Source organism: Streptomyces sp. NPDC086554 (assembly GCF_040686095.1).
GTDB lineage: Bacteria > Actinomycetota > Actinomycetes > Streptomycetales > Streptomycetaceae > Streptomyces.
In genome coordinates this window covers 1-18,996 of the sequence record NZ_JBFBJK010000014.1, presented here as the reverse complement: position 1 = coordinate 18,996, position 18,996 = coordinate 1, and the positions used below count along the sequence as shown (strand labels likewise).

The 18,996-nt window shown below is 69.5% G+C and carries 21 protein-coding genes and 2 pseudogenes; 21 read left to right on the top strand and 2 right to left on the bottom strand.

The genetic code is table 11. The features are described 5' to 3' along the window. The first annotated feature begins 21 nt into the window (after positions 1-21). The 14 genes from rimM to AB0O76_RS23330 all read left to right on the top strand — a co-directional run bounded on the left by rimM (position 22) and on the right by AB0O76_RS23330 (position 11,478). Positions 22-585, top strand: coding sequence for a ribosome maturation factor RimM (gene rimM, locus AB0O76_RS23395; RefSeq protein WP_135334709.1), 564 nt, complete (start codon positions 22-24; stop codon positions 583-585). Then, entirely contained in the window at positions 585-1,406 is an 822-nt protein-coding gene (gene trmD / locus AB0O76_RS23390; RefSeq protein ID WP_365494513.1) for a tRNA (guanosine(37)-N1)-methyltransferase TrmD, read from the top strand. The genes rimM and trmD overlap by 1 nt, the downstream gene beginning before the upstream one ends. Before the next feature lie 170 nt (positions 1,407-1,576). Further along, positions 1,577-1,927 carry a 50S ribosomal protein L19 gene (gene rplS, locus AB0O76_RS23385; RefSeq protein WP_135334711.1) on the top strand — a complete coding sequence of 117 codons (351 nt, stop codon included), beginning with the start codon at positions 1,577-1,579 and terminating at the stop codon, positions 1,925-1,927. A 45-nt stretch (positions 1,928-1,972) separates the two neighbouring features. Further along, the gene (lepB, locus tag AB0O76_RS23380) at positions 1,973-2,692 is read left to right on the top strand and encodes a signal peptidase I (RefSeq protein WP_365494509.1); all 720 of its coding nucleotides are present in this window, start codon (positions 1,973-1,975) and stop codon (positions 2,690-2,692) included. Then, on the top strand, positions 2,685-3,773 hold the full coding sequence (gene lepB / locus AB0O76_RS23375) for a signal peptidase I (protein ID WP_365494506.1): 1,089 nt from the start codon (positions 2,685-2,687) through the stop codon (positions 3,771-3,773). The genes lepB (AB0O76_RS23380) and lepB (AB0O76_RS23375) overlap by 8 nt, the downstream gene beginning before the upstream one ends. Beyond that, positions 3,658-4,629 (top strand): signal peptidase I, encoded by a 972-nt coding sequence (gene lepB / locus AB0O76_RS23370; RefSeq protein ID WP_365494503.1) that lies wholly within the window; start codon positions 3,658-3,660, stop codon positions 4,627-4,629. Before lepB (AB0O76_RS23375) ends, lepB (AB0O76_RS23370) begins: the two co-directional genes overlap by 116 nt. 80 nt (positions 4,630-4,709) lie before the next feature. Beyond that, positions 4,710-5,471 carry a signal peptidase I gene (gene lepB / locus AB0O76_RS23365; RefSeq protein ID WP_365494500.1) on the top strand — a complete coding sequence of 254 codons (762 nt, stop codon included), beginning with the start codon at positions 4,710-4,712 and terminating at the stop codon, positions 5,469-5,471. After that, positions 5,461-5,964, top strand: a complete 504-nt coding sequence (locus tag AB0O76_RS23360) for an NUDIX hydrolase (protein ID WP_365494497.1) — start codon at positions 5,461-5,463, stop codon at positions 5,962-5,964. The genes lepB (AB0O76_RS23365) and AB0O76_RS23360 overlap by 11 nt, the downstream gene beginning before the upstream one ends. Before the next feature lie 55 nt (positions 5,965-6,019). Beyond that, positions 6,020-6,328 (top strand): DUF2469 domain-containing protein, encoded by a 309-nt coding sequence (locus AB0O76_RS23355; protein ID WP_003965949.1) that lies wholly within the window; start codon positions 6,020-6,022, stop codon positions 6,326-6,328. Between the two features lie 152 nt (positions 6,329-6,480). After that, entirely contained in the window at positions 6,481-6,858 is a 378-nt protein-coding gene (locus AB0O76_RS23350) for a YraN family protein (RefSeq protein ID WP_365494494.1), read from the top strand. Then, complete coding sequence (locus tag AB0O76_RS23345; protein ID WP_365494491.1) at positions 6,858-8,477, top strand: YifB family Mg chelatase-like AAA ATPase; 1,620 nt, start codon at positions 6,858-6,860, stop codon at positions 8,475-8,477. Before AB0O76_RS23350 ends, AB0O76_RS23345 begins: the two co-directional genes overlap by 1 nt. Then, positions 8,474-9,640 carry a DNA-processing protein DprA gene (gene dprA, locus AB0O76_RS23340; protein WP_365494488.1) on the top strand — a complete coding sequence of 389 codons (1,167 nt, stop codon included), beginning with the start codon at positions 8,474-8,476 and terminating at the stop codon, positions 9,638-9,640. The genes AB0O76_RS23345 and dprA overlap by 4 nt, the downstream gene beginning before the upstream one ends. 307 nt (positions 9,641-9,947) lie before the next feature. Further along, positions 9,948-10,790: an RNA polymerase sigma factor WhiG gene (whiG, locus tag AB0O76_RS23335; RefSeq protein WP_365494485.1), complete on the top strand. Its 843-nt coding sequence runs from the start codon at positions 9,948-9,950 to the stop codon at positions 10,788-10,790. Positions 10,791-10,920: 130 nt separating this feature from the next. Further along, positions 10,921-11,478 (top strand): TetR/AcrR family transcriptional regulator, encoded by a 558-nt coding sequence (locus AB0O76_RS23330; RefSeq protein ID WP_266873145.1) that lies wholly within the window; start codon positions 10,921-10,923, stop codon positions 11,476-11,478. 266 nt (positions 11,479-11,744) lie between these two features. Here AB0O76_RS23330 and AB0O76_RS23325 read toward each other — a convergent pair. Next, a pseudogene (locus AB0O76_RS23325) lies at positions 11,745-12,197 on the bottom strand (M23 family metallopeptidase); the annotation flags it as partial. Positions 12,198-12,568: 371 nt separating this feature from the next. Here AB0O76_RS23325 and rpsB point away from each other — a divergent pair. The 7 genes from rpsB (at position 12,569) to AB0O76_RS23290 (ending at position 18,540) form a co-directional block, all read left to right on the top strand. Continuing rightward, positions 12,569-13,483 (top strand): 30S ribosomal protein S2, encoded by a 915-nt coding sequence (gene rpsB / locus AB0O76_RS23320; protein ID WP_365494482.1) that lies wholly within the window; start codon positions 12,569-12,571, stop codon positions 13,481-13,483. A 93-nt stretch (positions 13,484-13,576) separates the two neighbouring features. Then, positions 13,577-14,413, top strand: coding sequence for a translation elongation factor Ts (gene tsf / locus AB0O76_RS23315; protein ID WP_266871129.1), 837 nt, complete (start codon positions 13,577-13,579; stop codon positions 14,411-14,413). A gap of 186 nt (positions 14,414-14,599) precedes the next feature. After that, on the top strand, positions 14,600-15,361 hold the full coding sequence (gene pyrH / locus AB0O76_RS23310) for a UMP kinase (protein WP_266871130.1): 762 nt from the start codon (positions 14,600-14,602) through the stop codon (positions 15,359-15,361). Between the two features lie 149 nt (positions 15,362-15,510). Beyond that, a complete protein-coding gene (frr, locus tag AB0O76_RS23305) occupies positions 15,511-16,068 on the top strand; it encodes a ribosome recycling factor (protein ID WP_127829926.1) in 558 nt (185 codons plus the stop codon). 33 nt (positions 16,069-16,101) lie between these two features. Continuing rightward, a complete protein-coding gene (locus tag AB0O76_RS23300; RefSeq protein ID WP_365494477.1) occupies positions 16,102-17,157 on the top strand; it encodes a phosphatidate cytidylyltransferase in 1,056 nt (351 codons plus the stop codon). Positions 17,158-17,335: 178 nt separating this feature from the next. Next, positions 17,336-18,319 carry an endonuclease/exonuclease/phosphatase family protein gene (locus AB0O76_RS23295; protein WP_365494474.1) on the top strand — a complete coding sequence of 328 codons (984 nt, stop codon included), beginning with the start codon at positions 17,336-17,338 and terminating at the stop codon, positions 18,317-18,319. A 32-nt stretch (positions 18,320-18,351) separates the two neighbouring features. Beyond that, complete coding sequence (locus AB0O76_RS23290; protein WP_365494471.1) at positions 18,352-18,540, top strand: hypothetical protein; 189 nt, start codon at positions 18,352-18,354, stop codon at positions 18,538-18,540. 115 nt (positions 18,541-18,655) lie between these two features. Here the strand turns inward: AB0O76_RS23290 and AB0O76_RS23285 are convergent. Continuing rightward, positions 18,656-18,996: pseudogene (locus AB0O76_RS23285) on the bottom strand (hypothetical protein); the annotation flags it as partial.

Sequence of the window (18,996 nt, the reverse complement as noted above, 5' to 3'; positions counted from 1 at the left end):
CACACGACAGGAGAGAGAGCAGTGCAGCTGGTAGTCGCGCGGATCGGCCGCGCCCACGGCATCAAGGGTGAGGTCACCGTCGAGGTGCGCACGGACGAGCCGGAACTGCGGCTCGGGCCCGGCGCCGTCCTCGCCACCGACCCCGCTTCCACGGGGCCGCTGACCATCGAGACCGGCCGGGTGCACAGCGGCCGTCTGCTGCTGCGCTTCGAGGGCGTACGCGACCGCACGGGCGCCGAGGCGCTGCGCAACACGCTGCTGATCGCCGAGGTCGATCCGGAGGAGCTTCCGGAGGACGAGGACGAGTACTACGACCACCAGCTGATGGACCTCGACGTCGTCACCAAGGAAGGGCTCGAGGTCGGCCGGATCACCGAGATCTCGCACCTGCCCTCGCAGGACCTCTTCATCGTCGAGCGGCCCGACGGCAGCGAGGTGATGATCCCCTTCGTGGAGGAGATCGTCACCGAGATCGACCTGGAGGAGCAGCGGGCGATCATCGACCCGCCGCCCGGCTTGATCGACGACCGCGCGGAGATCGCTTCGGCGCGGGACGCCGAGGCCGCCCCGGAGGGCGACGCCTGATGCGGCTCGACGTCGTCACGATCTTCCCCGAGTACCTGGAACCCCTGAACGTCTCCCTCGTCGGCAAGGCACGCGCGCGTGGACAGCTCGACGTGAACGTGCACGACCTCAGGGAGTGGACGTACGACCGGCACAACACGGTCGACGACACCCCCTACGGCGGCGGCCCCGGCATGGTCATGAAGACCGAGCCCTGGGGCGCGGCCCTCGACGACGCGCTCGCCGACGGGTACGAGGCGGGCGCCCACGGCCCCGTCCTGGTCGTCCCCACGCCCAGCGGGCGCCCCTTCACCCAGGAACTGGCCGTCGAGCTCTCCGAGCGGCCCTGGCTGGTCTTCACGCCCGCGCGCTACGAGGGCATCGACCGCCGCGTCATCGACGAGTACGCGACCCGGATGCCCGTCTACGAGGTCTCGATCGGCGACTACGTCCTCGCGGGCGGCGAGGCGGCCGTCCTGGTCGTCACCGAGGCCGTGGCCCGGCTGCTGCCCGGCGTCCTGGGCAACGCCGAGTCCCACCGCGACGACTCCTTCGCCCCCGGCGCCATGGCGAACCTCCTCGAAGGGCCCGTCTACACGAAGCCCCCCGAGTGGCGCGGCCAGGGCATCCCGGACGTGCTGCTCAGCGGCCACCACGGCAAGATCGCGCGCTGGCGCAGGGACGAGGCGCTGCGCCGCACGACCCGCAACAGGCCTGATCTGATCGAGCGTTGCGACCCCGCGGCCTTCGACAAGAAGGACCGCGAAATGCTCAGCATCCTGGGCTGGCGGCCCGGTCCCGACGGCCGATTTGGGCGACACCCCGAGGCCGTGGAAGAATAGGCCGCTGCTGTACGTCCAGCGTGCGCCCCTGCCACAGGGGGAACGACCACAGCTTGCTCCCCGCCCACGCGGGGATGGTCCAGACGCCCGCCCGACGCGATCAGCTATCGAATCCTCATCACGAATATCCCGCTGATGACCTGTGGCATCAGTGAAGAAAGCAGACGATCATGGCTAACCTGCTCGACTCCGTCGACAGCGCTTCGCTGCGCACCGACGTCCCGGCCTTCCGTCCGGGCGACACCGTCAACGTCCACGTGCGCGTCATCGAGGGCAACCGCTCCCGTGTGCAGCAGTTCAAGGGCGTAGTCATCCGTCGCCAGGGTGCCGGCGTGCGCGAGACCTTCACGGTCCGCAAGGTCTCCTTCTCCGTCGGCGTCGAGCGCACCTTCCCGGTGCACACCCCGATCGTCGAGAAGATCGAGCTCGTCACCCGCGGTGACGTGCGTCGCGCGAAGCTGTACTACCTCCGTGACCTGCGCGGCAAGGCCGCGAAGATCAAGGAGAAGCGCGACAGCTGAGCTAGCGCGCTGGTTCACATCGGAGCCGGATAGCATCTGGCTCCGATGGACACCGAAGCACAGCACACGGAGCGCGACCGCTCCTCCCCACCCACCGATTCCCAGGACGCCGAGCGCGTCGGGGAGTCCGCGGGGGCGGAGGAACGGTCGCGCTCCGTTTTTATGTCGTTCGTCGCCCGGCTGCCCGGCGGCAGAGCCACCCTCACGCTGCTGATCTGCACGGTGTTCCTGCTGCTCGTCAGTGCCTTTGTGGTGCAGCCGTTCCAGATCCCCAGCCGCTCGATGGAGCCCGCGTTCCGGGTCGGAGACCGGGTACTCGTCAACAAGTTGGCGTACCGTTTCGGTTCCGAGCCGCAGCGGGGTGACGCTGTCGTCTTCGACGGCAGCGGCTACTTCGGAGATGCCGACTACATCAAGCGGGTCGCAGGAGTGGGGGGAGACCGCGTGGTCTGCTGCGACAAGCGGGGGAGGATCAAGGTGAACGGCGAACCCGTCGACGAGCCGTACCTGTATCCGGGGGACGCCCCCTCCAAGGTGCCCTTCGACGTCGTCGTACCCGAGGACAGTCTGTTCCTTCTCGGGGACCACCGCAGCGACTCCCGTGACTCCCGCGACCACTTGGGGCAGCCCGGTGGCGGAATGATCCCCGTCGACTCCGTCATCGGCAGAGCGGACTGGATCGCCTGGCCCATCGGACGCTGGACCTCCCTGGAGCGTCCCGGCGGCTACGCGCGCGTGCCGGCACCAGGCGGCGCGCATGGGTAACCGCGGACGCACACGCGCCAGCCACCGGGCCGACACCCGGCTGCCCACCGGATCCCGGCCCACCAGCGGCCCCGTACTGCCCGGAAGGGCCGAGCGGCGCAAGCTGGCCAAGAAGGTCAAGCGGCGCAGGCAGCGCTCGGCGATCAAGGAGATACCTCTCCTCATAGGCGTCGCGCTCCTCATAGCCCTGGTCCTGAAGACCTTCCTGGTGCAGGCCTTCGTGATCCCGTCGGGCTCGATGGAGCAGACGATCAAGATCGGCGACCGGGTACTCGTCGACAAGCTCACCCCGTGGTTCGGCGCCAAGCCGGAGCGCGGCGACGTCGTCGTCTTCGAGGACCCCGGGGGCTGGCTCGAGGACGAGAAGGGCAAGAAGAAGGACGACCCCGTAGGCGTCAAGCAGATCAAGGAGGGCCTGACCTTCATCGGTCTGCTGCCCTCCGACAACGAACGGGACCTCATTAAGCGCGTGGTCGGCGTCGGTGGCGACACCGTGAAGTGCTGTGACAAGGACGGCAAGGTCACCGTCAACGGGGTGCCGCTCACCGAGCCGTACATCCACCCCGAGGACAAGGACGAGCCGTCGTCCTTCGAGTTCGAGGTGAAGGTCCCCGAGGGGCGTCTCTTCGTCATGGGAGACCACCGCTCGGACTCGGCGGACTCCCGCTTCCACCGCACAGAGAAGTTCAGCGGCACCGTCTCCGAGGAGAGCGTGGTCGGGCGCGCACTCGTCATCGCCTGGCCCTTCGACCACTGGCGCAAGCTGGAGGAGCCGGAGACATACGCGTCGGTGCCCGACGCGCCTGCGGGATCGGACGTGGCCCTCGGACCGTCGCATAGGGTGGTTCCTGGCGATCGATACGGATTGACCGGACTCCCGACCCCTGCGGAACTCCCGCTCGTTATGGGAGTGGTGGGCCTGCATCGCATATGGGGCAGGCAGCGGCACGGACTGAGGAGTGGATGTGGGGGATGTGGCGGTCGGCACACGGTCCGGACACGGTGGGCCCGAGGAACAGCCAGGGCGATCAGACGAGCCGGAGGTCGAGGCCGCAGCGGACGGCGTGAACCCCGGAAGTGAGACCGCGGGCGACAAGCCCGCACCCGGCGATCCGGCCGGGAAGCCGGCCAAGGGAGCCAAGAAACCCCGCTCCTTCTGGAAGGAGCTGCCGCTCCTCATCGGCATCGCGCTGATCCTGGCGCTGGTGATCAAGACCTTCCTGGTGCAGGCGTTCTCGATCCCCTCGGACTCGATGCAGAACACCCTGCAGCAGGGCGACCGGGTCCTGGTCGACAAGCTGACACCGTGGTTCGGCTCGGAGCCCGAGCGCGGCGAGGTCGTCGTCTTCAGGGACCCCGGTCACTGGCTCGACGGCGAACCGACCCCCGACCCGAACGCGATCCAGCGGGTTCTCGGCTGGGTCGGCCTGATGCCGTCCGCCGACGAGAAGGACCTGATCAAGCGGGTCATCGGGGTCGGCGGCGACACGGTGGAGTGCAAGGGCACAGGGCCGGTGAAGGTCAACGGCAAGGCGCTGAACGAGCCGTACGTCTTCGAGGGCAACACCCCGTGCAGCGTCGACGACCAGGGCGGCCAGTTCAAGGTCACCGTGCCCGCGGGCAAGATCTGGGTCATGGGCGACCACCGGCAGAACTCGCTGGACTCCCGCTACCACCAGAACCAGCCGGGCGGCGGCGCCGTCCCCGTGGACAACGTCGTGGGCCGTGCCATCGTGATCGCCTGGCCGCCCACCCGCTGGGCGACGCTGCCCAAGCCGGACACCTTCGACCAGCCGGGCATCAGCGCCGCGCTGAGCGCCGCACCGGGTGCCCTCGGGCTCGCGGGTGCCGTGCCGGTCGTGCTGTGGCGCAGGCGCCGTCTCACGGCGGCCGCCGCTGGCAGCGCGAGGGTTTCTGGCGGAGGTACCGCCGGGTAGGGTGCCGTCCCAGATCGCTGATCTTCCGTGCTCCTGTTCGTAGGGGCGCGAGGTCGTCTCCGACATGGGGGAGCACTGGGATGAGCAGGACACAACGTACGGACGAGGGCCGCGGGCGGCTCGGCAGCGTGCTGTCGGGACTGGCCGTGGCCCTCGGCTGTGTGCTCTTCCTCGGCGGCTTCGTGTGGGGCGCCGTCGTCTACCAGCCCTACACCGTGCCCACCGGGTCGATGACGCCGACGATCGGCGCGGGTGACCGGGTCCTCGCACAGCGGATCGACGGGAGCGAGGTGCGCCGCGGTGACGTCGTCGTCTTCCGGCAGGCGAGCTGGGGCGACCTGCCGATGGTCAAGCGCGTGGTCGGTGTCGGCGGCGACCGGATCTCCTGCTGCACGGACGGCAAGCTGATGGTCAACGGCAAGCAGGTCGCAGAACCGTATCTCCCGGACGGCAAGGGGGCCGCGGCCACCGGGATCCCCGCCACGACCGTGCCCAAGGGCCATCTCTTCCTGCTCGGCGACGAGCGCAGCGGCTCCCTGGACTCCAGCGTGCACCTGGGCGACTCCAACCGCGGCTCCGTGCCGCGCGGCGCGGTGGAGGGGCGGGTCGACGCGGTGGCCTGGCCGATGGGCAAGTTCGGGATGCTGGAGCGCCCCGACGGCTTCGCGGACATGTCGGGCGGCATCTCCGATCCGGGCCCGCTGCGGCTGATGGTGATCGCCGTGGTGTCCGGTGCGGTCCTCGTCCTGGGCGGCGCCGCATACGGGCCGGTGGCCAAGCGGCTTGGCCGCGGGCGGGCGCGCAGCCGTGGCCGTTCGGAAGAGGCGGCCCATGTCGGCTGAGCGGACGGCGCGGCCGCCGCGCAAGGTCGCCCGGGTCGTGCTGCTTGACCCGCAGGACCGGATCCTGCTGCTGCACGGGCACGAGCCGGGGAATCCGGCCGACGACTGGTGGTTCACGCCCGGCGGCGGTCTGGAGGGCGACGAGACGCATGAACAGGCCGCGCTGCGTGAACTGATGGAAGAGACGGGCATCACCGAGGTCGAGCTCGGCCCCGCCCTGTGGCAGCGGATCTGCTCCTTTCCCTTCGCCGGACGGCGCTGGGACCAGGACGAGCGGTACTTCCTGGCTCGTACGTCACAGACGGCGACCAGGGCCACAGGGTTGACGGAGCTTGAACAGCGGAGTGTGGCCGGAGCGCGTTGGTGGACGTGCCAGGAACTGACCGAGGCACATGAGACGGTGTATCCGACCAGGCTCGCCGAGCTGCTTCGCAGGCTGCTCGACGAGGGTCCTCCGGGCAGGCCCGAGATCCTCGACACGGAAATCGTGTAGGGGCTCAGGGGGCTGACGCACAATAGGGGGACGCAAGGCTGAAGGGGAACATGCCATGAGCGCCGAGGACCTCGAGAAGTACGAGACCGAGATGGAGCTGAAGCTCTACCGGGAGTACCGCGATGTCGTCGGTCTGTTCAAATATGTGATCGAGACCGAACGGCGCTTCTACCTCACCAATGACTACGAGATGCAGGTGCACTCGGTCCAGGGTGAGGTCTTTTTCGAGGTGTCCATGGCGGATGCCTGGGTGTGGGACATGTACAGGCCCGCACGTTTCGTGAAGCAGGTGCGGGTGCTCACGTTCAAGGACGTAAACATCGAGGAGCTCAACAAGAGCGATCTCGAGCTGCCGGGCGGCTGAGGTCGCCCCGCCCCGGGCCCGTGTGACCGGCTCTGACCGGCTCTGGGTTCACCGCATCGAGTGAGCGGGTTATCCACAACGCGTGAGTCGTCCACCAAGATCCACAAGGCTCGGGACCGGGCCTCAATGTGGGTGTCGGAGGTGGTGCCGACATGAACGCACGGGGGGCACTCGGGCGGTACGGCGAAGAACTGGCCGCGCGGCGGCTCGGTGAAGCCGGAATGACGGTTCTGGAGCGCAACTGGCGTGGCGGCAGGACCGGCGAGATCGACATCGTGGCCATGGACGGCGATGCGCTCGTCGTCTGTGAGGTCAAGACGCGCAGGGCGGGCCTGGCGGGCTCGGCGATCTATCAGCATCCGATGGAAGCCGTGGGCCGCGCCAAGGCGGAGCGGCTGCGGCGCCTGGCCGAGCGCTGGATCGAGGAGCGCGGCGGCCCACCGTCGGGCGGAGTCCGGATCGACCTCGTCGGCGTGCTCATCCCGCGGCGTGGCGCCCCTGTCGTGGAGCACGCGCGGGGGGTGGCCTGATGGGATTCGCGCGTACCTGTTCCGTGGCGCTGGTGGGCGTCGAGGGCGTGGTCGTCGAGGTGCAGGCCGATCTGGAGCCCGGCGTCGCGGCGTTCACACTGGTCGGGCTCCCCGACAAGAGCCTGACGGAGAGCAAGGACCGCGTCAGGGCCGCGGTGGTGAACTCGGGGGGTGAGTGGCCCCAGAAGAAGCTCACGGTGGGGCTCAGCCCGGCGTCGGTGCCGAAGGGTGGCAGTGGATTCGACCTGGCCGTGGCCTGTGCCGTGCTCGGGGCCGCGGAGCGGATCGATCCCCGGGTGCTCGCCGACATCGTGATGATCGGCGAGCTGGGGCTCGACGGGCGGGTGCGGCCGGTGCGCGGGGTGCTGCCGGCGGTCCTCGCGGCGGCCGACGCGGGCTATGAGCAGGTCGTCGTCCCGGACTGCACGGCGGCCGAGGCGGCGCTGGTGCCGGGCATCTCGGTGCTCGGGGTGCGCAGCCTGCGGCAGCTCATCGCCGTGCTGACCGATGAGCCGGTGCCGGAGGAGGAGCCGGACGAGCCGGGGCGTCCCGACCCACTGCTCGCCGGGCTCTGCGTGCCCGGAACGGGGGTCGGGACGGGGCTCAGCGGCGGCTTTGAAGACGCCCATGCGCTGGACCTGGCGGACGTGGTCGGCCAGGTGTCGGCACGGACCGCCGTGGAGGTGGCGGCAGCGGGGGCGCACCACCTCTTCCTGCAGGGGCCGCCGGGCGCCGGGAAGACGATGCTCGCCGAGCGGCTGCCTGCGATCCTGCCCCGGCTCACCCGCGAGGAGTCCCTGGAGGTGACCGCCGTCCACTCGGTGGCGGGCATGCTGCCACCGGGCAAGCCGCTGGTGGACATCGCGCCGTACTGCGCGCCGCACCACTCCGCGACGATGCAGTCGCTGGTGGGCGGCGGCAAGGGGATCGCACGGCCGGGGGCGGTGTCGTTGGCTCACCGTGGGGTGCTCTTCCTCGACGAGGCGCCGGAATTCAGCAGCCAGACGCTGGATTCCCTGCGTCAGCCCCTCGAAGCGGGCCATGTGGTGATCGCCCGCAGCGCGGGGGTGGTGCGGCTGCCCGCGAAGTTCCTGATGGTCCTTGCGGCCAACCCTTGTCCGTGCGGCAGGCACACCCTGCTGGGCGACGGCTGCGAATGCCCGGCGGCCGCGGTCCGCCGCTACCAGGCGCGGCTGTCGGGGCCGCTGCTCGACCGGATCGACCTGAAGGTCGAGGTGGAGCCCGTCACGCGATCCGAACTGTCCGGGTACGGCACGCGGGGCGACTCCACACAGACCGTCGCGGACCGGGTGCGCACCGCCAGGGAGAGAGCGGCGGCCCGGCTCGTCGGCACCGGCTGGCGGACGAACAGCGAGGTCCCCGGACACGCGCTGCGGACGCGGTGGCCCGCCGAGCCGGGCGCCCTGGACGCGGCCGAAGTGGACCTGGAGCGCGGCTTCCTGACCGCCCGGGGGCTCGACCGTGTGCTGCGGGTCGCCTGGACCGTCGCGGACCTCGGGGGCCGCGACCGGCCCTGCGCACAGGACGTGGGCCTGGCGCTGCAGCTGCGTACGGGGGTGTCGCGGGGCGTACCGATGGCGATCGGGGCGCTGACATGACGTCCGGATCCGCCTCGGACGAGGAGCGTCTGGCCAGGGCCGCCCTGACCCGGATTCTTGAACCGGGGGACGAGGTGGGTGGGCGGTGGCTGCGGGAGGCCGGGGCCATCGAAGTGGTGCGGCGGCTCGTCGAGGAGGAGGGGGAGGAGCGTCTTGACGGTGTGACACCGGCGCGGTGGGAAGGGCTGCGGGCCCGCGCCGAGCGGGCGAGACCGGCGCGGGACCTGGCGGTGGCACAGGACGCAGGGGTGCGGTTCGTCTGTCCGGGGGAGGCGGAGTGGCCCGTGCAGTTGGACGACCTCGGGGACGCCAGACCGGTCGGGCTCTGGGTGCGGGGGCGGCCCAGCCTGCGGATATGGGCGCTGCGTTCGGTGGCCGTGGTGGGCGCGCGGGCCTGCACGGAGTACGGCGCACACATGGCGGCCGGCCTCGGCGCGGGGCTCGCCGAGCGGGGCTGGGTCGTCGTCTCGGGCGGGGCCTACGGGGTGGACGGTGCGGCGCATCGGGGTGCGCTCGGCGCGGGCGGTGCCACGGTGGCAGTGCTCGCGTGCGGGGTGGACCGGCCCTATCCGCGCGGGCATGCCGAGTTGATCGGGCGGATCGCGGAACAGGGCCTTGTGGTCGGGGAGTTGCCGCCCGGGGATCATCCGACGCCGAGCAGGTTCATTCTCCGGAACCGGGTGATCGCCGCGCTCACCCGGGGCAGCGTCGTCGTCGAGGCGGCGTACCGCAGCGGCGCGCTCGTCACGGCGCGCTGCGCCCAGGAGCTGGGCCGCCACACGATGGGGGTGCCGGGACCCGCCACCAGCGGCCTCTCGGCGGGGGTGCATGAACTCCTGCGCGGCGAGGGTGTTCTGGTGACCGACGCCGCGGAAGTCGTCGAGCTGGTGGGGGACATGGGCGACGTGGCGCCGCAGCGGCGCGGCCCCGTGGTGCCGCGCGATCTGCTCGCCCCGCAGGCCGCGCGCGTCCTGGCCGCGCTGCCCGCCCGGGGGAGCGCGGCGGCGCGGGAGATCGCGCTGGGCGCGGGCACGGCGGTGGACGAGGTTGTCGGTCGGCTGTACGAGTTGCGCTCACTGGGGTTCGTCGAACGACACGGCGATGGTTGGCAGTTGACACGCCAGGCGATTGTGTCGGTCTTCTCGAAGGGAGGGGGATCGTGACGGAACGTGTTCGGCCGTCCGGATGAACCCTCGATGGCCTTGGGAATTCACGCAGTTGGCGCTCCGGGGTCGTCACGCATTGCGATGAGGGGGACTCTCCGGGGCGTCAAGCGGAACGTATCTGCGTACGCGCGATCCCCTACTCTTCGCGCACTGCGACACTCCAGTCACGCTACGCTCACAAGGATTCCGGCGCGGACGGACACTCACAGGCGACCAGACGGACAACCTCATTCACTTCACGCACGTTCACCTCACGGGTCCGAGCGACTCAACCAGTACACGGCAGAACGGCTCAAGGCGACGAATGCCCCAGCACACCTCAGGGTCCGACCGGGCGGCAGTTCCCCCCGCCGCCCGTAGCGGCGAGCGGGAGCGGCCCCCCGCACCCTCGTCGCTGGACGAGCTGTGGCGGTCGTACAAGGAGACGGGGGACGGCCGGCTGCGCGAGCAACTGATCCTGCACTACTCACCCCTGGTGAAGTACGTCGCGGGCCGGGTGAGTGTCGGCCTTCCGCCCAATGTCGAGCAGGCGGACTTCGTCTCGTCCGGGGTGTTCGGGCTCATCGACGCGATCGAGAAGTTCGACATCGAGCGGTCCATCAAGTTCGAGACGTATGCGATCACCCGGATCCGTGGCGCGATGATCGACGAACTCCGGGCGCTGGACTGGATTCCCCGGTCCGTGCGGCAGAAGGCGCGCAATGTCGAGCGGGCCTACGCCACGCTCGAGGCGCAGTTGCGGCGTACGCCGTCGGAGAACGAGGTCGCCCATGAGATGGGGATTGCGCTGGAGGAACTGCACGCGGTTTTCAGCCAGTTGTCGCTGGCGAACGTGGTGGCCCTCGAAGAGCTGCTGCATGTGGGCGGCGAGGGCGGCAACCGGCTGAGCCTGATGGACACGCTCGAGGACACCGCTGCAGACAACCCCGTCGAGGTCGCGGAGGACCGAGAGCTGCGGCGCCTTCTCGCGCGGGCGATCAATACGTTGCCGGAGCGCGAGAAGACCGTCGTCACGCTCTACTACTACGAGGGGCTCACGCTCGCCGAGATCGGCAATGTGCTCGGCGTGACGGAGAGCCGGGTCAGCCAGATCCATACGAAGTCCGTGCTCCAGCTGCGGGCGAAGCTGGCGAGTTTCGGCCGCTGAGCACGCTGAATCGGTCCTGCCGTCGGCTGCGTCGCGCGGGGCGGGCAGCGGGCTCTCCGGGGCGGATGGACTCCCGTGTCGGCGATCGCGTCCGTAGAGTGGACGTGTGCCAAGGATTCGAGCGGCCTCTGTGGCCGAGCACCGGTCGATGCAGCGCGGCGCCCTCCTGGACGCCGCGCGGTCCCTGCTGTCCGAAGGCGGTACGGAGGCGCTGACCTTCCCCGCCCTCGCCGAGCGCACCGGGCTCGCCCGGTCCTCCGTGTACGAGTACTTCCGGTCGCGGGCCGCGGTTGTCGAAGAGCTCTGCGAGGTCGACTTTCCCGTCTGGGCGGCGGAGGTTTCGGCGGCGATGGAGCGGGCGGAGTCGGCCGAGGGCAAGGTCGAGGCGTATGTGCGGAGGCAGCTGGATCTGGTCGGGGACCGGAGGCACCGGGCCGTTGTCGCGATCTCCGCGGCCGAGCTGGACGCCGGGGCGCGGGAGAAGATCCGTGCTGCGCACGGAGGGCTTGTCACGATGATCGGCGAGGCTCTGGCCTCGCTGGGCCATGCGGAGCCTCGCCTTGCGGCGATGCTGCTCCAGGGCGTGGTGGACGCGGCTGTCCGGCGGATCGAGCTGGGGGCCGCGGAGGATCCGTCGGCCATTACCGAGGCGGCCGTTGCCATGGCCCTGCGGGGCGTTCGGGGCTGAGGCCTCGCCGGTCGGCACCCGGCAGCGGGGCGTTGTGCCCACCCTTCCCCAAGCTCTCGGCTCCGCTCGAGCAGGGGAGACCCCACTCCAAGCTCTCGGCTTCGCTCGAGCAGGGGGAGACCCCACTCGCCCTGCGGAACGCCTGCCCACAACGCGTGCGGCCTGGGTGGGGTGTCGGCGTGTGGAACGCCTGCCCGCAACGGGGACGGCCTGGGTGGGATGTCGCCGTGCGGAGCGCCTGCCCGCAACGGGGGCGGCGTCGGCGAAAGTGGCACCCCCGTCACCGGCAACAGCCGTGAAGGAGCCCTGCGCAGTAGCCACGGTGGCAGCAGCGTCAGTGGGTTCAGGTAGGTCTTCCCTCTGCGCAGCCCCCAGTGAAGGCAACTTGGTCGGCAGTGGCCGGTGGGGAGTTCCAGGGTGCCCAGAGGGGCGCCCATGGCGATGGAGTCGCCCTTCCTGACCTCTGCCCGCACGGGTTCATAGGTCGTACGCAGTGGTGGATCGCCCGTGCCGGTCAGGTCCACCGAGATCACGCCACGGCCCGCCACCCGCCCGGCGAAGGCCACCGTTCCGGGGGCGGCCGCGTGGACCGGTGCGCCCGGGGGTGCGGCGAGGTCCACGCCCCGGTGGCCACGGCCGTACGCGGTCGCCGGGGGCTCCCAGCCCCGTACGATCAAAGGTCGCACTCCCACGGGCCAGGTGCCGCCCACCCTCGGCACCGGCTCCCGGGCCGCAGCAGGGAGCACCGCCGCCGTGATCAGTACCACCACCAGCGCCGCCAGGCGCATCTCTCGTCGCATGTGAGACATACGAGAACCGTCCCGCGCCGGGCCCCTCCGCAGGGATCTTGGACCGGATCTGTGGACGACCAGCCGGTTGTGGACAGCGGCGTCACCCGCTACCTCGCGGGTCCCGTACACTTCTTGTGGCGATCCGGGTCACCGGGTCGACTTCGCACGCCCCGACACCAGGCCATGAAAAGCCAGGTGCCAGCGCCTCTCGGTCCTTTGCGGCACGGCGCATCGCGGGCGTCAGGCGCGACCGCCGTCCGGCGGACGCGGCACAACCGAGAACACCAAGGAGTACGGCCATGGCCGTCGTCACGATGCGGGAGCTGCTGGAAAGCGGCGTCCACTTCGGTCACCAGACCCGTCGTTGGAACCCGAAGATGAAGCGCTTCATCTTCACGGAGCGCAACGGCATCTACATCATCGACCTGCTCCAGTCGCTGTCGTACATCGACCGCGCCTACGAGTTCGTCAAGGAGACCGTCGCCCACGGCGGCACGGTCATGTTCGTCGGCACGAAGAAGCAGGCGCAGGAGGCCATCGCAGAGCAGGCCACCCGCGTCGGCATGCCCTACGTCAACCAGCGCTGGCTGGGCGGCATGCTCACCAACTTCTCGACCGTCTACAAGCGCCTGCAGCGCCTGAAGGAGCTCGAGCAGATCGACTTCGAGGATGTGGCCGCGTCCGGCCTCACCAAGAAGGAGCTGCTCGTCCTCTCCCGCGAGAAGGCCAAGCTGGAGAAGACCCTCGGCGGTATCCGCGAGATGTCCAAGGTGCCCAGCGCCGTCTGGATCGTGGACACCAAGAAGGAGCACATCGCTGTCGGCGAGGCCCGGAAGCTCAACATCCCGGTCGTCGCGATCCTCGACACGAACTGTGACCCCGACGAGGTCGACTACAAGATCCCGGGCAACGACGACGCGATCCGCTCCGTCACGCTGCTCACCCGCGTGATCGCCGACGCCGTCGCCGAGGGCCTCATCGCCCGTTCCGGTGTCGCCACCGGTGACTCGAAGCCGGGCGAGAAGGCCCAGGGCGAGCCGCTCGCCGAGTGGGAGCGCGACCTGCTCGAGGGTGACAAGAAGGACGAGAAGGCCGCCGAGGCCGAGGTCCAGACCTCTGCCGAGACGGAGAAGGTCGCCGACGCCGAGCAGGCCGAGGCCCCCGTCGCCGAGGCGGCCGCCGAGGCCCCGGCCGCGGACGCCGAGCAGGCCTGACCTTCACAGGTTCGGTAGTTGACGGCGGGGGCCGGTCCGGCCCCCGCCGTTCACCCGTAGATCTTTCAGACTTCGAGAGAGAATTTCAGGATCATGGCGAACTACACCGCCGCTGACGTCAAGAAGCTCCGCGAGCTCACGGGCGCCGGCATGATGGACTGCAAGAAGGCGCTCGACGAGGCCGACGGCAGCGTCGACAAGGCCGTCGAAGCCCTGCGCATCAAGGGCCAGAAGGGCGTCGCCAAGCGCGAGGGCCGCTCCGCCGAGAACGGCGCCGTCGTCTCCCTCATCGCCGACGACAACACCTCCGGCGTCATCGTCGAGCTGAAGTGCGAGACGGACTTCGTCGCCAAGGGCGAGAAGTTCCAGGCCGTCGCGAACTCGCTGGCCGCGCACATCGCCAAGACGTCCCCCGCCGACATCGAGGCGCTGCTCGCGTCCGAGATCGAGGCCGGCAAGACCGTCCAGGCGTACGTCGACGAGGCCAACGCCAACCTCGGCGAGAAGATCGTCCTGGACCGCTTCGCGCAGTTCTCGGGCGCCTTCGTCACCGCGTACATGCACCGCACCATGCCCGACCTGCCCCCGCAGATCGGTGTCCTGGTCGAGCTGGACAAGGCCGACGCCGACCTGGCCAAGGGCATCGCCCAGCACATCGCCGCCTTCGCGCCGAAGTACCTCTCCCGCGAGGACGTCCCGGCCGAGGTCGTCGAGTCCGAGCGCCGCGTCGCCGAGGAGACCACCCGCGCCGAGGGCAAGCCCGAGGCCGCGCTGCCCAAGATCGTCGAGGGTCGCGTCAACGGCTTCTTCAAGGAGGCCACCCTCCTCGGTCAGCCGTACGCGCTCGACAACAAGAAGTCCGTTCAGAAGGTTCTGGACGAGGCCGGTGTCACCCTGAAGCGCTTCTCGCGCATCAAGGTCGGCATCTGAGTCCGTACCGCGATCGACGGTAGACCCCGCTAGGGTCGACAGCGGTCGCCCGCGTACCGCACGCAGTACGCGACGTACGACCGCAGATCTGACGAGGAGGCCATTGCCGAGCATGGGATGCGAACAACACCCCACCGGCAGTGGCCTTCTTCGTATGTGCGCCGAGCAAAAAGAAGCGAGAACTCCATGACCACCAAGGCCGACACAAAGAGTGACGACGGCAAAGTCGCCGGTCGTTTCCTGCTGAAGCTCTCCGGCGAGGCATTCGCCGGCGGGGGCGGCCTTGGCGTCGACCCCGATGTCGTGCACGCGATCGCCAAGGAGATCGCGGCCGTCGTACGTGACGGAGCCCAGATCGCGGCCGTCATCGGCGGCGGCAACTTCTTCCGCGGCGCCGAGCTGCAGCAGCGCGGCATGGACCGGGCCCGCTCCGACTACATGGGCATGCTCGGCACGGTCATGAACTGCCTTGCCCTACAGGACTTCCTGGAGAAGGAAGGCATCGACTGCCGCGTGCAGACCGCCATCACGATGGGGCAGGTCGCGGAGCCGTACATCCCGCTGCGCGCCGTAAGGCACCTGGAGAAGGGCCGTGTCGTCATCTTCGGCGCCGGCATGGGTATGCCGTACTTCTCCACCGACACCACGGCCGCGCAGCGCGCCCTGGAGATCGACGCCGAGGCCCTGCTCATGGGCAAGAACGGCGTCGACGGGGTCTACGACTCCGACCCGAAGACCAACCCCGACGCGGTGAAGTACGACGCGCTCGGCTACGGCGAGGTCATCACCCGCGACCTGAAGGTCGCCGACATGACCGCGATCACGCTGTGCCGGGACAACAAGCTGCCCATCCTCGTCTTCGAGTTGCTCTCCGCAGGCAATATCGCCCGTGCCGTCAAGGGTGAGAAGATCGGCACACTCGTGGGTGACCACGGCACCCGGGTCTGACCCAGGCACGTCCCCCGAGGGATGGACAAAGCCCTGCCGGTCGGACACGGTGCAGGGAAAGAGACGCGACGCAGCCGACGCCCCATGGACTCCCCCTACTTCACCGTGTGGGGGCGCCCCCAGCCCACTCACAAACGCAGGAGCAAGTGGTGATCGAAGAGACCCTCCTCGAGGCCGAGGAGAAGATGGAGAAGGCCGTCGTGGTCGCCAAGGAGGACTTCGCCGCGATTCGCACAGGCCGTGCGCACCCGGCGATGTTCAACAAGATCGTGGCCGACTACTACGGCGCCCTGACGCCGATCAATCAGCTGGCCTCGTTCTCGGTGCCCGAGCCGCGGATGGCCGTGGTGACCCCGTTCGACAAGAGCGCGCTGCGCAACATCGAGCAGGCGATCCGCGACTCCGACCTCGGCGTCAACCCGAGCAATGACGGCAACATCATCCGGGTGACCTTCCCGGAGCTGACGCAGGACCGCCGCAAGGAGTACATCAAGGTCGCCAAGACCAAGGCCGAGGACTCCAAGATCTCGATCCGCTCCATCCGCCGCAAGGCCAAGGAAGCGATCGACAAGGCGATCAAGGACGGCGACATCGGCGAGGACGAGGGCCGTCGCGCGGAGAAGGAGCTCGACGACACCACCGCGAAGTACGTCGCCCAGGTGGACGAGCTGCTCAAGCACAAGGAAGCCGAGCTGCTCGAGGTCTGAGTGCTCGGGTCTGAGGACTGAGGAATCCGATCCGTGAACGAGTCTTCCTGGGGGGCGCCTCCCAGAGCCGGGTACTGGGGGCCGCCCGACCAGGGCCCTGCTCAAGGGGCTGCCCCGGCAGGTCCCGCGTACGATGCGCATGACGCCCTGTATCCAGCAGAGACGCAGCCCATGCCCATCGTGCCCGACGTGCCTGATGTACCCCAGGAGCCCATGCCCAACGCACCACAGCCCGCCCCCGAAGCGCCTCGTGCGCCTCAGGCGCAGCAGAAGAAGAGCGCGGGCCGTGACCTAGGGGCGGCCATAGGAGTCGGTGTGGGGCTCGGCGCGGTGATCGTCGCGTCGCTCTTCATCGTGAAGGCCGTGTTCATCGGGGTCATAGCGGTCGCCGTGGTGGTCGGCCTCTGGGAGCTCACCTCGCGGCTCGAGGAGCGCAAGGGCATCAAGGCGCCGCTCGTGCCGCTCGCGGTGGGCGGCGCTGCGATGGTCGTCGCCGGATACGTCCGCGGGGCCGAGGGCGCCTGGGTCGCGATGGCGCTCACCGCGCTCGCGGTGCTCGTCTGGCGGATGACCGAACCGCCCGAGGGCTATCTGAAGGACGTCACCGCGGGCGTCTTCGCCGCGTTCTACGTCCCGTTCCTCGCCACGTTCGTGGCGCTGATGCTCACCGCGGACGACGGCCCGCAGCGGGTACTCACGTTCCTGCTCCTGACCGTGGTCAGCGACACCGGGGCGTACGCGATCGGCTGGCGCTTCGGCAAGCACAAGCTGGCGCCGCGCATCAGCCCCGGCAAGACCCGCGAGGGCCTGGTCGGCGCCGTGACGTTCGCGATGGCGGCCGGCGCGCTGTGCATGGAGTTCCTGATCGACGGCGGCACTTGGTGGCAGGGGCTGCTCATCGGCTTCGCGGTCGCCGCGAGCGCGACGCTCGGCGACCTGGGCGAGTCGATGATCAAGCGGGACCTCGGGATCAAGGACATGGGCACGCTGCTCCCGGGCCACGGCGGCATCATGGACCGCCTCGACTCCCTGCTGCCGACGGCTCCGGTCGTCTGGCTGATGCTCGTCATCTTTGTGGGGTCCGGCTGACCCGCGTCCGTGTACGAAAGGGGGCTCGCTGTCCGGTGGACGGCGGGCCCCTTTTTCGTATGCCGCCTACTTCAGCTTGTGGCACGCCTTCTGCGAGAGGTTCCCGGTCTGGGCGTTGGCCGGTGCCGCGGTCGAGTGATCGATGGCAGGATCATGACAGTGGTTCTTGGAGGAGGCGATGGTGAGCGGAACCGGGGCGCGGTTACTCTCGGGCGCCGTGATCGTGACCTGCGCGGCGCTCCTCGGCCCCAGTGCACCCAACGGTGCCCACACGGCCAAGCCGCTGCCGGCCGGCGCCCCCGAAGAGGTCGTGCCGAACCGGGTCATGACGTGGAACATCTGCAATCCCTGCAACGGAAGCGGGCAGAACGTCGGCCGGGCGGCGGAGATCGCCACGTACGCGCCGCAGGTCGTCGGCCTGCAGGAAGCGTGCGTGCGGGACGTCGAGAGGATCCGGGATCACCTGCAGTACCAGTACGGGCTGGTCTACCACGTCGAGTACGGGTCGGTGCTGCGCGACTGGGGCCGCTGCGGGGGACTGCCGTGGAGCCCGGGGGGCTTTGGCCAGGCGGTCCTCTCGGCGGCACCGATGACGGACCGTGCGAGCGTGGAATACCCCGACGGCGGCTCCGAGGATCGCGGGTACATGGCCGTGACCACCCTCGTGGACGGCCGGCCCGTCCGGGTCTTCAACACGCACCTGGCCCATCGACACCAGGAAGCGGTCCGGGCGGAACAGGTCGGCGTACTCGCGAAGGAGGTCGCCCGGCACGACCGCTCGATCGTTCTTGGCGACTTCAACGCGGTGCCGGATGCCCCCGAGCTCACCGGGATGTGGGGCCTGGCCACGGACGTGGACCCCGAGTGCGGTCCCTCGGCCACCGGCATCTGCGAGACGACCACCGATTGGCACACCAAGTTCGACTACATCTTTCTGCGGGGCTTCGACCGGCTCGAGCACGGTGTGCGTCCCTCCCACTACTCGGACCACAGCCTGCTGCACGCCGACGTGGGACCAAAGCAGCCCGGGCGGCTCAGCCACCCCGGCTCACGAGTGGTCTTCAGGCCCGATGTCAAGGAACTGCGGGCCGACACCCCGCCCCGCCACCCGAATGGATCTCTAATCTTTGCGGCGAACGGTATGCCCGGCAATCGTACTTAGAGAGATCAACCGCTCTCTCAACTGGAGGAAAAATGCGCATCCGTCTTTCCGTCACCGCTCTCGGCCTGGCCGCGCTCGCTCTGCTGGGCTCGGCAGCCACCGCCACCGCGGCGGCCGGCACGACCGCAGCCGGCCAGAGCCAGCTGGCACCGATCGGTGATGACAACGGAAACGGGTCCGTGGACTTTTCGGTCGGCGACATGAACGACAACCACTCCTGAGCGCCTGAAGCCCGTCGCCTCGCCCCGACCGAGAAGTCGGGGCGAGGCGACGGGCTTGTGGTGTCACGCTTGTGGCGTCACGGTGACACAACGTCATGACGACACCGAAGCGGGGTCATCCCCGGCCCGCCCGCAGGTGTTCACGTAGGGCCCGGTGCATCGTCGCCAACGACGGCAACCGCCCCAGCACAGCAGGGCTTTGGTCCCGGGTCAGCTGGCGGTGCCACTCCGCGACATTCCCACCCAGCTGTTCGAGACGGGCCCACCACTCATCCGTGAACACGAACCCGCCTTGCCGCGCAACAGGTTCGGTGCGCCCCGACTGGCCGGCCACCGCCAGCCAGCGCCACACCGTCCGCTGTGACACCACAAGCCCGTCGCCTCGCCCCGACTTCTCGGTCGGGGCGAGGCGACGGGGGTAAGGGGGGCAGGAGTGGGTGTGGGTGATGTGGGCGC